This window comes from Massiliimalia timonensis (genome assembly GCF_900186585.1).
Taxonomy (GTDB): domain Bacteria; phylum Bacillota; class Clostridia; order Oscillospirales; family Ruminococcaceae; genus Massiliimalia; species Massiliimalia timonensis.
In genome coordinates this window covers 571,257-585,592 of the sequence record NZ_FYDD01000003.1, presented here as the reverse complement: position 1 = coordinate 585,592, position 14,336 = coordinate 571,257, and the positions used below count along the sequence as shown (strand labels likewise).

Sequence of the window (14,336 nt, the reverse complement as noted above, 5' to 3'; positions counted from 1 at the left end):
CTTTAAAAGGTGATCCTCAAGGTGGCGATCTTGTGGGCGGTCAGTTCCACCGCCACGCAGTTTTCTTCTATGTTTTGATCCAGGCAAACCACCGGTTTTTCATGCAGGTCTGTCATCCAAACCGATTTTACCGGCCGGTCAAATTTTAAAACGGTGCGCCCCGCTTTTCCATCCGGTTCATAAATGCGGGCGATCATCGCGTGATCTCCGTCCTGTTCTGGCTGTTTTACACCCGAAACGATCCCGTTCCCCTCCGCCACAGAAACAAAGCTGTACCGCATGGGAAGCTGTCCTTCATGTGAACGGTCGGATACAACTGTCATCGGGAGATTGTAGCACTGGGACAAGCTAATCAAATCCCCGCCGGAAACGATTCCATTCAGGAATCCCACCGCAAAGTCAAAACGATAGATCCCGTTTTCCGGATACGGATCCGGGTCAAATCCGCAGCGGAGCAGCGGCAGCATGATCGCGTTGTCATCGCACCGGAATCCATACTTGGAACGGGTCAGCACCATTGTGGTGTCCTCTCCGTTCGGATTCAGTCCGGCCGCAAAGCTGTTAGCAGCCACATCCACCCCATTTTCCCCGCGGTCGATCACCCCAAACGGGACGTCGAACCGGTAGGTATCACAAGGGTATGCCATCGGCAGGTAAAAACTCAGCAGGGGAACCCCAGTTTCTTCCGTGCCGTATTCATGCCAATCGCAGGTGACCTGATAACGCAGGAAACGTTCGTGGTCATCCAGTGAAACCGTCACATCCAGTTTAGAATCAGCAAACGCCGCATGATAGGTGACAGAATTTCTCAAGATCCCTTTGGAAACGCTCATTTCCATATTTTTATTGATGACTTCGACCTGTTTGTACCGTCCGGTAAACCAAGCGGACATTTCAGAACGCCAGTCGTTCACCTCTTTGTGGTTCGCCTCCAAAATGTATTGGAACACCCCGCCCTGACGCGTCTGGTCCGCCAGTTCCCTGCCGGTCTGTTTGTCGATCACCGAATCGATCGCGGCCGACTGCGGGTTTAAAGTCACGCGAATCAGGTCGTTTTCCAGTACGAACTCTTCCCGTTTCTGTTTCCGGCGTTCCCACCAGTAAGAAATCGGCAGATCGTCGATCTCCGCTTCAGAGATCACATAGGTCGCATATCCGCAGGCGGGCACCTTTACCTTGACCAATAAGCGCTGGTACTTGTGCCACCAGTAGGTGTTAAAGCCCTGATCCACCAGCTGGCAGGGAACGACATTGCCCTCTGCGTCTTTTGCCTGCAAACGGTTGTGGTCGCCGTACCATTCCCACAGCAATATTTCCACGACCTCTTCCCGTTCCTTGGCAGCAGGGTTGAAGAAATGGAAAATACGGGTCTTCCCTGTCCCCCGTTCCACCTGTCCGGAACCAACGCCGGAACCATATGAACGGGTCGAGGTCACGTCGTCCATGTCGCCGATCGCTTCTGTCGTGATGGAGGAAGTGTCGATCTTCGCGGCGATCTTTTGCAAAGCCAGTTTGCGCTTGCTGCTGGTGACGGCGCGCACCTCCTGATACAGCCCCAGCGCGTAATGGCGGGTATCCGCCACACCGGATCCGGTAATGATGTCGTGGAACTGGTTTAACAGCACATGCTGCCATGCCGTCCTGAAATCCTTGGCAGGGTAACGGACGTCGTCCAAAGAAAGAACGGTGTTAAACAGCTCCGCAGAATACAATTCGTTTTCCGACGTGCGATTCCCCTCCTTGTTTTCGCTTTGGGAGGTAAAACAGCCGTCAAAAATAAAGTTCAGTTCCCCGGTCACGACCGGAAGCTTGTCCTTTTCCTGTTCAATGATCTCAAAAAATTCGCGGTAAGTTCCCATCTTGACAGTTGGGAAGATCGGCCATGATGCCATATCGCGCAGGCGCTCAATGTCGCGCCGGGTCGGCCCGCCCCCGTGGTCGCCTACCCCGTATACCCGCAAGGTCGTTTTGATCCCGGATTTTTTGGACAGGTCAAAGGCGTGCTGGGCAATCATTTCGTCCACATTGGTGAAATAAAAGTTTGTTTCCCGGTTCACCAGTACTTCCGCACCGGTTTTTCCCACCCAGCGGTAAAGCTGTTCCCCATCGCCTTTTCCGCGGCAGTGGTAGTAATATTTGATCCCCGCTTCCTGCAGCATCTCCGGCACATAAACGCTGTGCCCAAAGGTGTCCGGTTCAAAATCCATAGAAAGGTAATCCTCCGGCAAATCAAACAGGCTGGTCAAATATTCCTTTGCATATAGCATCTGCCGCGCAAGGCTTTCGCCGCTCGGCATGTTTTTGTCACATTCCACCCATGTCGCCGCCGTGACCTCCCAGCGCCCTTCTTTCACGCGCTGCTTGATTTCCTCCAGCATTTCTGGATCGTAATCTTCTACGATCTTGTAAACAGAGGCCTGCGACTGGGAAAATTTATAGTCCGGATATTCTTCCATAATGTCCAGCATCGTGCGCAGGGTATCCAGTACAACATTGACCGTTTCATCCCAGCCCCACTGCCAGTTCATATCAATGTGGGCGTGTGCGGCGCAGATGATCTGGTAGCTTTTTGCCTCCGATTGGATCGGCAGCAGGATCTCCTCCGCCGCCGAAACTGCCTCTGGGGTGATCAGCCCGGTTTTTCCGCACATAGTTATGATCGTCTGTTCTGCCTGACGAATCAATTCATGGTATTTCCCGTCCAACTCTTTAGAAAGAAGGTATGCAAACTTCATCTCCCCAATGATCCGGTCACGGTAATAGTCTACCCGCCGTTTTGCCGCCACATCAGGGTTGTTTTTTCGTTCCCGGTATCCATCTCTCGGTGCCGGGTCGCCTGCAATATCCAATAATCGTTCTAACATATCCGTTCTCCTCGCTCTTTCCGATAAAGCTTATTTCGGATACTCGTTACACAGCAGGTATAACGGCGCTTCATCTTCTATAATGTTAGTAAACCGGCTGGTTTCATCATAAAACCGGTTGTCAATATTGTCGTCGTTCGTCATAGAGACCTCGCCCAGCAGCGTCTTTCCAAAGCCCTTTTCCGCCCAGAATTTGTGGTAAAGCCTTGGGGTAAGGCTGATGCTCTCACCTGGTTTTAATCGGATGATGCTCCCTGCCTCGAAAGTCTTTTGGATTCCGTCAATGGAAACTACCACAGGGGTGTCCGCAAACTTTTCATCCGGGGTAGAATTATACAGCTGGATCAGCAGGTTCCCGCCTCCCCGGTTGATGATGTCCTCCATTTTGTGCCAGTGGAAATGGAACGGGGTGATCTGATCCTCCGAAGAGATCATGATCTTTTCCGCATATGGCTTTTTGTAGCGGTCGTCGTGCAGCACCCCGTTACGCAGCGTAAAGCTGGTAAAGCCATACTGCCTAAAATCTCCATATCCAAAATCGGTAACGTCCCAGCCCAGCATTGCGTCTTTGATCTCTTCGCAGTTTTCCGGGTGGCTGTTCCATTGTTCTGCCGTCCAATATGCGAACGGAGGCAAATTGAATTTTAACTGCTTTAAAAATGCCAAAGAAAATTTAATCGTGTTGTTGATTTCTGAACGTTTCATGATACTACACTCCGCTTCCCTGAAAAATTAACCTTTGACCGCACCGGAAGTCAAGGCCGATACAATGTATTTTTGAAGAAATACAAACAAAATAACGGTTGGCAAAATAGTCAGCACGCTGGCGCCTGCCAAATAATGGGTCGTGATCTGGTTTAACTTCCCCTGTAAGTTTACCAGCAAAGCCGAAACAGGCATCTTGGTTGGGGAATCAATCAGAATATATGGAACGATAAACTGGGACCAGCTTGTGATAAAGACCAGCAAAACCCCGCTGAACAACCCCGGAACAATGACCGGGAGCAGGATCTTCACTACGGTTTGCAGGCGGCTGCAGCCGTCAATGGTGGCCGCTTCGTCCAGTTCAACCGGAATGGTATCCAAAAAGCTTTTTAAAAACCATACTTGAAACGGCGCTGAAATGGCAATGTAAATCAGCGTCAGCCCAATCAGGGAGTTGAGCATTCCCAGAGAGGACAGATACCGGTACAGCGGGATCACTACCACCAGCGGGGAGATCATCTGGAACATCAGTACAATAAACTGAAGCTGCTTGGAAAACCGGAATTTCATCCGGGAAAAACAATATGCGGCCGGAACAGAGATGATCATGGTACCAACAATGGTCCCAGCAGTTACCTTTAAGGAATTCCAGATCCCCTGCATAATATTGATCTGCTCAAACAGGTAAACATAATTTTCCCACGCGAATGTTTCCGGTAGGATCGCCGGCGGCACCTTATACAACTCCGGCACCGTTTTCAAAGAAAGGGACAGCACCCACAGCACCGGGAACAGGAAGAAGACCGCAACGATAAAATAAAAGAAATATAACGCCACTTTGATCAGGCGGTTCTTATGCCGAATATTCATCTTTACTACTCCTCCTTGTTCATCCGGATATACAGTATCCCAAAGCAGATATTGATCAGCAGCAGGATCACCGCGACCGCACAGCCCTTTCCAAGGTCAAGCTGCTGGAAAATCGTCCGGTAAGAGCTTAATACCAAAACCTCGGTGCTTCTGCCCGGGCCGCCGCCAGTCAAAGGCATGATCATATCAAAGGTATTGAACGTATTGATGATATTGAGCAGTAAGTTGATCATAATGACCGATTTCATGGAAGGAATGATCACGCTGATGATTTTCCGGAAGCCGCTGGCGCCGTCTACATCAGCCGCCTCCAAAATATCGGTGGGAACAGTTTTGATCCCCGCGTACAGCAAAATCATACTCTGCGCAGTACCGCGCCAAACATTTGCGATCGAAATGGAGAGCAGCGCCATCTTCGGGTCAGTTAAAAACGCAACAGTATCCACCCCGATCAGAGAAAGCATGTAGTTTAAGATCCCGGAGCCGGTTTCGGAATACATAATCTTCCAGATGATCCCAATGGCTACCCCGGGGATCGCCCAAGAGATCAGGGACACCGTCCGGGTAAACACGGTTCCGTGCAGCCGGCGTTTTTCCCCGTTATCTACTGCAAAAGCAATCAAAAAACCCAATAAAAATTGGAATATTACGCTGAACGATACAAAGAAAAAGGTAACGCCCAGCACCTCCAGAAAAGAAGGATCCTGAAACACCCTTAAATAGGAGTTTAATGTAAATTCATATCCAGGCTTCGTCATAGAAGCGTTGGTAAAGCTCGTTTTTATAACATCCAAAATAGGAACCAGAAAAAACAGGCACAAAAATACCAAAAGCGGCAACAACCAGAGGATGGGCCTCTGGTTGTTGAGTGCACTTCTTTTTCGGTTTCGTGTGGATGCCTGAACATTCGTCATTGTTCTCATATTCTAACCTCCACTACCGTAGCTGTAAAACGCCCTATCAAACTATTTTGTTTTAGAATATTCAACGTCGACATTGTCAGACATCGTCTGCAAAGCCTGTTCCGGAGAAGCGTTTCCATTGATCACATCGGCGATCGCTACCTGAAGCTCGTTAGAAACAAAGGTATAAAGCGGGTCGGCTGGTCTAACCTTACCATACTGGAACAATTCTCTGAATGCCATTGCGTTCGGATCGTCTTTGAAACGGTCGGACAGGTCATAGCTGGTTTCACGGCAAGGAAGGTTTCCGCAGGCGGTGGTATAATCAACGTTTCCTTCGTCGCTGATGTATGTATCGATCGCAAACTGAGCAGCTAATTTTCTGGTTTCATCGTCTTTTGCAAAAACACCGCAGGTCCAGCCGCCGCAGCAGGTGGACGGATCTTTTCCGTCAGCAACCGGGATATTGGCAATCCCATAGGTTTCATTGAAAACGTCCTGTCCAAGGATCGCGCCGATCTGGGTGGCCAGCCAGCTTCCGCCGACAAACATTGCTACCTTACCGGTCGCAACGTCTTCGTTCATAGCGCCGTCGTCAATAAAGGAGGTAACACGGGCCGGAGTAATACCGGTATCGATCGTTTTCTTCAAGAAGTTGAACGTGCCAAGCATCGCGTCTTTGTTCACGCCTTCGTTGAAGATCGGTTTTCCGGTTTCATCTAACAGTTCGCCGCCCTGTGACCAGAACCATGGCAATACATCGCAGGTGGTTGTTTCGTTCTTCCCAGCCGGATACAGGAACATATACCCTTCATCCGCCAAAGGCTCCATGGCGTCAAACAGCTCCGTCCAGGTGGTCGGCGGGGTTTCTACTAAGTCTTTCTGATAATACAGCGCCCGGACATCAGTGTCGTACCACATCGCCAAAACTTCGTCTTCTGGTTTCATCATGCCTTGGGCAAACGGGAACCAAGAATCCAGAGGAATGTTGTTTTCTTCCAGCACATCGGTCACTGGCTGTAAATAGTCATAGTAATGCGGCAGGAAAAAGCTGTCGACAGATGCAAGGTCCGGAGCGTTCCCGGCAGCGGCCTGGGTCAGCAGTTTTGCCATCGCGTCATTGATCTGCGTGGTCTGTGCAGTGATCTGGATTTTTACTTCTGGATGCTCTTTCACGAAATCAATCGCACTCTGTTTAAAATAATCTGCAACCGGTTTGTTCGTGGAATCAAAACCTTCCTGAGGCAGCCATGTCAATTCAATGGTCGCGTCGTCATATCCAACGCTGTCGCTGGTTACCGTTGGCTCGCCCTTTGCGCCGCCGGTTTTTCCATCAGAGGTATTTCCCCCGTCGTTGGAACCGCAGCCCGTCAGTGCCATTGAACCTAACAAAGCAGCTACTAAAACAGAACTAATCGCTTTTTTCATGTTGAAATCTCCTCTCCCTTTTTTGTCTTTGCCTGTGTAACATACATTTACCCCTATTATTTCTTCTGATGTGTGAAAGGTAGGAGTTTTTGTTCAGGGAAAATCTTGAAAAAAACATGAAAAAAAGTCCCGTTTCAGGAACTTTTCAGCTAATTTTTTAATGAACGGAAATGTCTACATTTTCGGTAAAAGCACTAAAACAAATTTACACAAAAATTACTTCCTAATTTTTACTAGCGGAATGTTTTAATAACACAAAAACATTTAAAATAAATTCTGATAAATATATATTTTGTACTAATAGTAAAACATATTTATTATTAAATGTCAAGAACTATTTGTAAAAAAAATGTACAAATAACCATTTTTTTGTTTGTGTAGATTGATTCTGGACTTTTTTCCCGTTCCTGTTTATAATATATAGTGCTTTTATGTGTAAAGAAAGAAGGTGTCAAAATGGATTCGCATAAGGTGAAAAACATGCAGTTTTTGCGAAATGCCAACCGCGCCGCGATCATTAAGCGTCTTGCTACACAGGAAACTGTCAGCCGGATCGAGCTTTCTTCCCAACTGGGTCTTTCCAAAATGGCTGTCAGCAATATCGTGTCCGAAATGATAGAGGAGCACCTGATCACAGAGGTGGGCTCAGTTCCCTTAAAAAATGGGAAAGCCACCTCCTCGGGCCGCAGGCCGACCGCGCTGGCATTAGTGCCAAACAGCATCAATGGCATTGCAGTCTGGATCACCCGTTATCAGCTTCACTGCCTTGCGATTGAGATCAATGGGCAGATATTCTGCCATCTTTGCCAAGAGATCCCCGAGGATGCGGACAACCAGTTTATTTCTGATTCTCTTCGGGCTATGATAACACGGATTCTTGCAGTCAATCCCGATATGAATTTTGTAGGGATCGGGATCGCCTCCATTGGGCCGTTAGACATCCAAAAGAAGAAGCTGCTCGCTCCGCCAAACTTTTGCCGGATCAGCAATCTTGACCTAGGCGCTGTTCTGGAAAACGCATTTCCGTACCGGGTCTTTTTGGACAACGATATGAACGGGATCGCTATGGCCGAACAGCTTTATGGAATTGGAAAAGGGCTAAACGATCTGGTATATATCGGTATCGGCACGGGCGTAGGGTCCGGGATCATTGCAAACGGAAAAATCCTGCACGGAAACGGAGGGTTCGCCGGCGAACTAGGCCACATCTCGATCGACCCCAGCGGCGAATACTGTTCCTGCGGGCAACGTGGCTGTCTGGAGCTGTATACCCGAATGGCAAGCCTGTTAAAAAAATGCGGGCTGTCTTCCCTGAAAGAGCTGCGTCAAAAGCTTTCCTCAAATCCCGTGCCGGAGCTGATCGCTGAAAATATGCGGGAATATCAGAAAGCGGTAGAAAAGGCCTTCGTTACTATTGCAAACCTGTTCGACCCGGAACTGATCATAGTCGGGGATCAAATGCTCCCCTTCCTTACGCCGATGCTCCCGAGCATCGAAGCGTATATGAATACCCACATGTTCCACCATGGTTCGCGGGACATCCGGGTGGTTCCCAGCAGCTTTGGCACCCGCGCCCCACTGGTCGGCGCCGGAGCGATCCTGTTTCAGCGGGTATTCAGCGGAGAGATTTCCCTGCGTGCCAACGAATAAAAAAATCCGTGATCCCATATAGGATCACGGATTTTTAGGATCTATTGCTCCAGTGTCACACAGATTGTCCGCATCGTGTCAGGCTGTACCGTAACAGTAACAGTATCGCCGTCGACCGGCAGTTCTTCTTTTGGATGCTCCAAAAGGTCTGTAGTCTGGGCGGATTTTACACGGTATCCCGCAAAATGGAAGGCCGCATCTGTAGCCTCCTCCCCTGTGTGATAAAAGCGCAGGATAACCTGATTTTGCGTTTTGTCCTCCGGCATCTTGACTGCGGATACTTTCACATTTCCCTCTACGGTCAGGAAGCTGTCCTCCAGCGGAAGATCCCCTGCGTGGGAAGTATTGGAGAGGGTGTGGACTGGATGCGCGATCTGGCTGCTGAGTTCCAAAAGTTCGTTATCACTTCCCGTCTGGGTCACGGCAAGGGCTATGGTAGTGTCATGGATCCCAAATTCCGGATAACGGTCCGGTTCATAGGAGGTGTGCAGCAAGGTCACCGCCATAGTGTTTTCTGTGCCGCGGTAACCATACTTGTTGTCAGTGATCAAGGCAAGGCTCGGCCCGACCGGGTTCACTGCATGGATCAGGCTGTTGCCCGGTACATCATGACCGATCGCCGGACGGACGATCATTCCACCCGGTATGTCATAAGTAAATTTGTTTGCCTGATAACCCACCGGCACCATAAAGCTCAGGTTCGGCATTCCTTTTTGCTTATCCCCGGTTTCCGTCCAGTCGGCAGAGGCAAAGAACTTCAGCATTTTGCTGTTCTTTTCCAAGCTGACCGCAACAGAAAGCTTTGACTGCATAAAGGTCAGGTCATACTGGATGGTCTGCACCAGTTCGCCTTTGGAAACTGTGTTGATACACACCGGATATACTTCATTCAGGTTGACGATCTGCATGAACCGCCCGATTCGCCATGCAATATAGGATTCGTGGGTGGTTTCCAGCGCATACTGAAAATACCCTGCCGGTTTAGAGAGCATTTCAGTTCCGTCAGCCTTGTTGACTAGCGAAACCAGCTGCATGGTGCTCTGTTCAAATTCCGCGCGCAGGTGTTCGTTTTCCAGAACCAGATTATCGGAAGTGACGACGTCAATCCGCGGCTCTACGAAGTCAGGCACCACAATGCGCTGAGGCTGCGCTTCCTTTACCACATAGGTGCAGTATCCAAATGCCGGCACTTCGATCTCCGCCACAAATTTAATGTAATGGTGCATCCAGTACCATTCCTGATTTTCTAAAATTTGCACCGGGATGCGGTTCCCATGGATATCTTCAAAGGCCAGCAATTCCTCTTTTCCATTCCAGTCCCAAATCACAAATTCCACGACTTCTTTGCGGTCGTATTGGGTCGTGTTGAAGGCATGAAGGATCCGTACCTTTCCGTTTCCGCGTTCTGCCTGCGGGAATTTGTACTGACAGCGCCGGATCAAACCGGAATCCGCTTCGCTGATGTGCCCGGTAGAGCTTGGATCAGCGTCGCTGACGTTAAACCCAACTCCCGCGCCCTCGCTGCGGGTCAGCGGGTCTTCTCCGGTCACGATGCCGGAGGTGTCGATCCGTTCCATCAGCGTATACATTGCCTGATTGGCGTTGCTGTTTGCATAGGCCATAATTTCCTGGAAGTTGCCCAGCGCATGTTCCCGGGTTTCCAAAACGCCGGAACCAGGGATAATGTCATGGAACTGGTCAAACAGATGCTTTTCCCATGCGCTTTGGAACCTTTCAGTGAAACGGTTGCTGTTTTCTTTGAGCCCGGCCAAGGTGCAAAGCATCTCTGCGTCATACAAACGGTCTTCCCCTAAGCGGTTTGCCATTTTGATCCGTGACTGCGCCGTGTAGCAGCCGCTGAAGACGAAATTCAATTCCTGCTCCACCACCGGCAGACGGTCCGCATATTGTTCCAATTCATGGAAAAATTGATGGTAGGTGCCAAATTCCAGCTTAGGCTGAAGCGGCCACGAAGCCATGTCCCGCAGGATTTCAATGTCGCGGCGGGTCGGCCCGCCTCCATGGTCACCGACACCGTAAACCTTTAGCATAATATCAATATTGTGCTTCTGACAGAATTCCGGTACATTGAGCAACATGTCATATTCAATGTCCGCATTGTACCAGTAGGGCTCCCGGTAAGCCAGCACCTCTGCACCGGAGGGCGCTTTCCAGCGGTAAACATGGTGCCCCATATATCCGCGGCAGTGGTAAAGATATTTGACATTCCCATTCGTTAAAATTTCCGGAACGTTGGCGCTGTGTCCAAAGGTATCCGGCTCAAAATCAAGCTCCATGCTTTCTTCCGGGATCTCTAGGAGCTTGGACAGATATTTCTTAGTATATAGGACCTGACGGCTCAAAGATTCCCCGTTCGGCATATTCTTGTCACATTCCACCCAGGTAGAGGCTGTTACCTCCCATCTGCCCTCGTGGATCCGTTGTTTTATTTCCGGCAGCATTTCAGGATAATACTGCTCGATGATACGGTATGTAGACGCCTGTGACTGGGAAAAGGTAAATTCCGGGTATTCCTTTAATAATTTCAGCATGGTGCGGAACGTGTCGATGGTAACGGCGACCGTTTCCTGGAATCCCCACATCCAGTTCATATCAATGTGGGCGTGCGCCGTGCAGATGACTTTATATTTTTTTGCTTCCGGCGAAAGAACAGAAAGCTCCTCCTCTACTTTCCGGGCAGCTTGGTATGAAATAACTCCCTCCTTTTCCAAAGCTGCCGTCAGCTGGTCTAATCCCTGTTCCAGCACCTCGTCGAAGCGATGTTCCTTTACTTCCGATACCTTTAACATAAATGCGATCTGGGATAAAATCCTTTTCTCCCAATAGCTGTGATTGGTTTTTTCCAATAAAAACTGATACTTTTGAATGACGTTCATCTTATTCTCCCCTTTTCCTATGTTATTTTTTCCAGCACTTATCTGCCGTAGAATATTCCCATGATAACAGTTCCACCGGCTGCTTTTTCCATCCCCTTTCCATTTTTTCCTCTAATTCTTCAAAGCTGCGCAGCCCGCTTAAAGCGTCAAACGCTTCTACACAGCAGGCGCCTGTTCCGGCTGCCAGCTTCATGCTCTGGTTCCATGTTCTGCCTTCCATCACCGCAGTCAAAAAGGCGGCGATGGTCGTGTCCCCCGCGCCTGTTCCAGAACGCACCTGCTCCGGCAAAAAGCACTCTTCAAATAGTTCCAAATCGGCCCAGCGCTCTATTTGCTCCGGCGCACCGCGACCCATGGTACTAAGCATCGCGCCTTTTGCAGTGCGCAGGTAAAGTCCCTTTGCCCCGCATTTGATCAAGATCACCTTAGCCCCCATCTGAAGCAGCTGGTCGGACAATCTGGTCAAATCCTTTTCCAGATCGATCCCCTGGATCAATTCTTTTCCGGCCGTTTTTTCTTCCCACTGACGGTATAATTCCCGGTCTATCATAAAGGCCAGTTCTTCTGCGCTGGGAACAAAATAATCCACATACGGCAAAACCCGTTTCAAGATCGCTTTCCAGTCCTCTTCGGCCGCATCTGACGCGGCGTCGATCGCAGCCATATCCAAAGATACCGAAACACCCATCTGATAGACCCTTTCCAAAAGTTCTGCCAGTTCCTGCCCGTTATTGCAGTACATCCGCTTCATTAACGGCGGGTATCCAAAATGGAATAGGTCTGCCTCTCGGATCTTGTCAAAATCCAGATCTTCGCTTGAAAAAGTATCGTTGGCACCCGGATCATGCAAAAAGATCCGGTCAATTCCCTCCGGCGCCAGCACTACGGAATAAGAGGTAGCGGAATCCTCGGATACCAGCATATGCTTTTTTGATTCCCCGTCCAAGAAGGAGAGCACCAGCCTGCCAAAGGCGTCATTCCCTACCTTTCCCATCAGTGAAACCTCTCCGCCAAGGCGTTTTATCGCCAAACCGGTATTTGCCACACAGCCGCCCACATGAACATCCGCGCCCTGCATATGCACCAGTTTTCCCGGGGACAGCAGCTCCGACAGGCTTTCACATCTTTGCTTTCCAAACACAGGGGTAATATCCAGGCAGATATGCCCGCATACGATTATTTTTTTCTTCTGTTTCATTCCAAACCGCCTTTCTGTTAGGAGAATTTTTATGGCCAGACATCCCTTTGAAATGAACTGTCAAATTGAATTTTTAAACCTGACTGCCCAAAAACAGGTATTTAACCAGAATTTTGCATTTTTTGCGGTGCTGTCCGGCGCGATTTCGGTCCATTCCGATAAAAAACAATTCCTTTGCCAAGCCGGAGAGATCCTGCTTTTTCAGCCGCATACCCCGTTTCGCCTGCAAAGGGTTAATGAGCAATGCGAGGTAGTAAGCCTGCGCGTCCATCCGGAATTTTTTTACGGCTCCTATCCCGCCCTTTGCACACAGCTTCTTTCTGCCCCGGTACTGCTTCAGGATACACAGGTAAAACAGTTCCTCCTGCTTGCAGCGCTTTCTGCCTTAAAAAAGGGAGTGGGATGGGAGCTTATTTGCAGCAGTTATATCTGCCAGTTGTTTTTCCAACTGCTTCAAAACTTCCCGGTATCCGAAAAAAGCATCAAAAAATATACCGACCGCCTGTACCAGGTGCTACAATATTGCCACAGCCATTACAGCCAAAAGTTCTCTATTCAGGCAATGGCGGAACAAATAGGGCTTTCCTCCTCCTACCTTTCGCATTCCTTTAAAAGGGAAACGGGGATCTCTGTTCAGGAATATGTCTGCCGCCTTCGGATGGAACATGCCTGCCGTATGATCCTGACCCAGGAGCAAAAAAGCCTTTCCGAGACCTGCTTTGCAAGCGGATTTTCGGATTACCGGTACTTTAACCGGGAATTTCAGCGGCGCTACCACTGCACCCCGCAGCAGTTCCGGCAATCTCTGCGCCGCTTGGGAAATCCTTACCTTTATACAGCGGGTTTTTCAGAACATTCGGCCCAGCCTCTTTCCTTATCCCGCGCGCAAAAGCTGGCAGAGGACCTTCTCTACTCCTCAGGCCTTGCCCACTGAACCAAACAGTTCCATCTTATGGCGTACAGTCGCCTGGATCTCCGCTGTTATTTCAGGTATCAGGTCTGTCAGGCAGGCGGCTCCAGCCTCCATTGCCCTGCGTGCGCCCCGGCAGCCGGCCTGGTCAATATCAGTAAAAATATTGATCTTCGCGATCCCGCGTTCAATACAGTTACGGAAATCCTGATCACTCAACCCCGAACCGCCATGAAGCACCAGTGGGGTGTCAATGGTACGGCGTATCTCCTCCAGACGCTGTAAATCAAGCTTTGGCGTTTTTAGGTAAGGCCCGTGCGCAGTTCCGATCGCTACCGCCAATGCATCCACTTTTGTATATTCCACAAATTCCTTCGCCTGGTCAGGCTGTGTGTAAACGGAATGGTCTTCTCCGCCGGCAGACTCCTTGCTTCCGGCCGCCCCGCTTCCCACATGCCCCAGCTCCGCTTCGATCGAGGCGCCAAACGCATGGGCGATGGATGCCATCTCCCGGCAATTTTTCAAATTCTCTTCCAAAGAGCAGCCGGAGCAGTCGTACATCACAGAAGAAAAACCGCATCGTAAAGCCTGGATCACCCGGTCATAGGTCAGGCCGTGGTCATAGTGCAAAACGATCGGGACCGGGCTTTTTTGGATCATCGGAAGCAAAATATCTGCCAGCTGCGGAATATCACAGTGTCCCAGCAAAATTTCCGCAGACCCCACAATGACCGGGGACCTGCTTTCTTCCGCTGCTGAAATAACCGCTTTGGCCATTTCCAAATTCACCGTATTGAACAACCCTACCGCATATCCCTGCTTTTGTGCATCTCCTAATACTTCTTTTAAGGTAACTAACATCTTGACCCTCCCGTCTGGTTTTAATTAATAAAAAAAGTTTAATAATTACTT

General features: G+C 49.6%; 10 protein-coding genes. 2 read left to right on the top strand and 8 right to left on the bottom strand.

What is annotated here, in order from left to right:
- Positions 1-2 precede the first annotated feature (2 nt).
- The 5 genes from CIB36_RS04820 to CIB36_RS04800 are packed head-to-tail and all read right to left on the bottom strand — an operon-like array spanning position 3 to position 6,769.
- On the bottom strand, positions 3-2,864 hold the full coding sequence (locus tag CIB36_RS04820) for an alpha-mannosidase (RefSeq protein WP_093988402.1): 2,862 nt from the start codon (positions 2,862-2,864) through the stop codon (positions 3-5).
- 30 nt (positions 2,865-2,894) lie between these two features.
- Positions 2,895-3,569 (bottom strand): D-lyxose/D-mannose family sugar isomerase, encoded by a 675-nt coding sequence (locus CIB36_RS04815; RefSeq protein WP_093988401.1) that lies wholly within the window; start codon positions 3,567-3,569, stop codon positions 2,895-2,897.
- A 27-nt stretch (positions 3,570-3,596) separates the two neighbouring features.
- Positions 3,597-4,439: a carbohydrate ABC transporter permease gene (locus CIB36_RS04810; protein ID WP_093988400.1), complete on the bottom strand. Its 843-nt coding sequence runs from the start codon at positions 4,437-4,439 to the stop codon at positions 3,597-3,599.
- A 5-nt stretch (positions 4,440-4,444) separates the two neighbouring features.
- On the bottom strand, positions 4,445-5,362 hold the full coding sequence (locus CIB36_RS04805; RefSeq protein WP_229408194.1) for a carbohydrate ABC transporter permease: 918 nt from the start codon (positions 5,360-5,362) through the stop codon (positions 4,445-4,447).
- 42 nt (positions 5,363-5,404) lie between these two features.
- A complete protein-coding gene (locus CIB36_RS04800; protein ID WP_093988399.1) occupies positions 5,405-6,769 on the bottom strand; it encodes a sugar ABC transporter substrate-binding protein in 1,365 nt (454 codons plus the stop codon).
- A gap of 456 nt (positions 6,770-7,225) precedes the next feature.
- Between CIB36_RS04800 and CIB36_RS04795 the strand changes: the two genes are divergently transcribed.
- Positions 7,226-8,419 carry an ROK family protein gene (locus CIB36_RS04795; RefSeq protein ID WP_093988398.1) on the top strand — a complete coding sequence of 398 codons (1,194 nt, stop codon included), beginning with the start codon at positions 7,226-7,228 and terminating at the stop codon, positions 8,417-8,419.
- Positions 8,420-8,460: 41 nt separating this feature from the next.
- Here the strand turns inward: CIB36_RS04795 and CIB36_RS04790 are convergent, their stop codons facing one another.
- Entirely contained in the window at positions 8,461-11,316 is a 2,856-nt protein-coding gene (locus CIB36_RS04790; protein WP_093988397.1) for an alpha-mannosidase, read from the bottom strand.
- Between the two features lie 22 nt (positions 11,317-11,338).
- Entirely contained in the window at positions 11,339-12,514 is a 1,176-nt protein-coding gene (locus CIB36_RS04785; RefSeq protein WP_093988396.1) for a carbohydrate kinase family protein, read from the bottom strand.
- Positions 12,515-12,545: 31 nt separating this feature from the next.
- On the opposite strand from CIB36_RS04785, the gene CIB36_RS04780 reads away from it, so the two are divergent.
- Positions 12,546-13,448: an AraC family transcriptional regulator gene (locus tag CIB36_RS04780; protein ID WP_093988395.1), complete on the top strand. Its 903-nt coding sequence runs from the start codon at positions 12,546-12,548 to the stop codon at positions 13,446-13,448.
- On the opposite strand, the gene CIB36_RS04775 is transcribed toward CIB36_RS04780, so the two are convergent.
- Positions 13,431-14,285, bottom strand: a complete 855-nt coding sequence (locus CIB36_RS04775) for a class II fructose-bisphosphate aldolase (protein WP_093988394.1) — start codon at positions 14,283-14,285, stop codon at positions 13,431-13,433. The genes CIB36_RS04780 and CIB36_RS04775 overlap by 18 nt on opposite strands.
- Positions 14,286-14,336: the final 51 nt, after the last annotated feature.

What these genes read in the sequence shown, in the direction of transcription:
- CIB36_RS04820 (WP_093988402.1), bottom strand. Translation starts at nt 2,864, where the DNA reads ATGTTAGAACGATTATTGGATATTGCAGGCGACCCGGCACCGAGAGAT.
- CIB36_RS04815 (WP_093988401.1), bottom strand. Translation starts at nt 3,569, where the DNA reads ATGAAACGTTCAGAAATCAACAACACGATTAAATTTTCTTTGGCATTT.
- CIB36_RS04810 (WP_093988400.1), bottom strand. Translation starts at nt 4,439, where the DNA reads ATGAATATTCGGCATAAGAACCGCCTGATCAAAGTGGCGTTATATTTC.
- CIB36_RS04805 (WP_229408194.1), bottom strand. Translation starts at nt 5,362, where the DNA reads ATGAGAACAATGACGAATGTTCAGGCATCCACACGAAACCGAAAAAGA.
- CIB36_RS04800 (WP_093988399.1), bottom strand. Translation starts at nt 6,769, where the DNA reads ATGAAAAAAGCGATTAGTTCTGTTTTAGTAGCTGCTTTGTTAGGTTCA.
- CIB36_RS04795 (WP_093988398.1), top strand. Translation starts at nt 7,226, where the DNA reads ATGGATTCGCATAAGGTGAAAAACATGCAGTTTTTGCGAAATGCCAAC.
- CIB36_RS04790 (WP_093988397.1), bottom strand. Translation starts at nt 11,316, where the DNA reads ATGAACGTCATTCAAAAGTATCAGTTTTTATTGGAAAAAACCAATCAC.
- CIB36_RS04785 (WP_093988396.1), bottom strand. Translation starts at nt 12,514, where the DNA reads ATGAAACAGAAGAAAAAAATAATCGTATGCGGGCATATCTGCCTGGAT.
- CIB36_RS04780 (WP_093988395.1), top strand. Translation starts at nt 12,546, where the DNA reads ATGGCCAGACATCCCTTTGAAATGAACTGTCAAATTGAATTTTTAAAC.
- CIB36_RS04775 (WP_093988394.1), bottom strand. Translation starts at nt 14,285, where the DNA reads ATGTTAGTTACCTTAAAAGAAGTATTAGGAGATGCACAAAAGCAGGGA.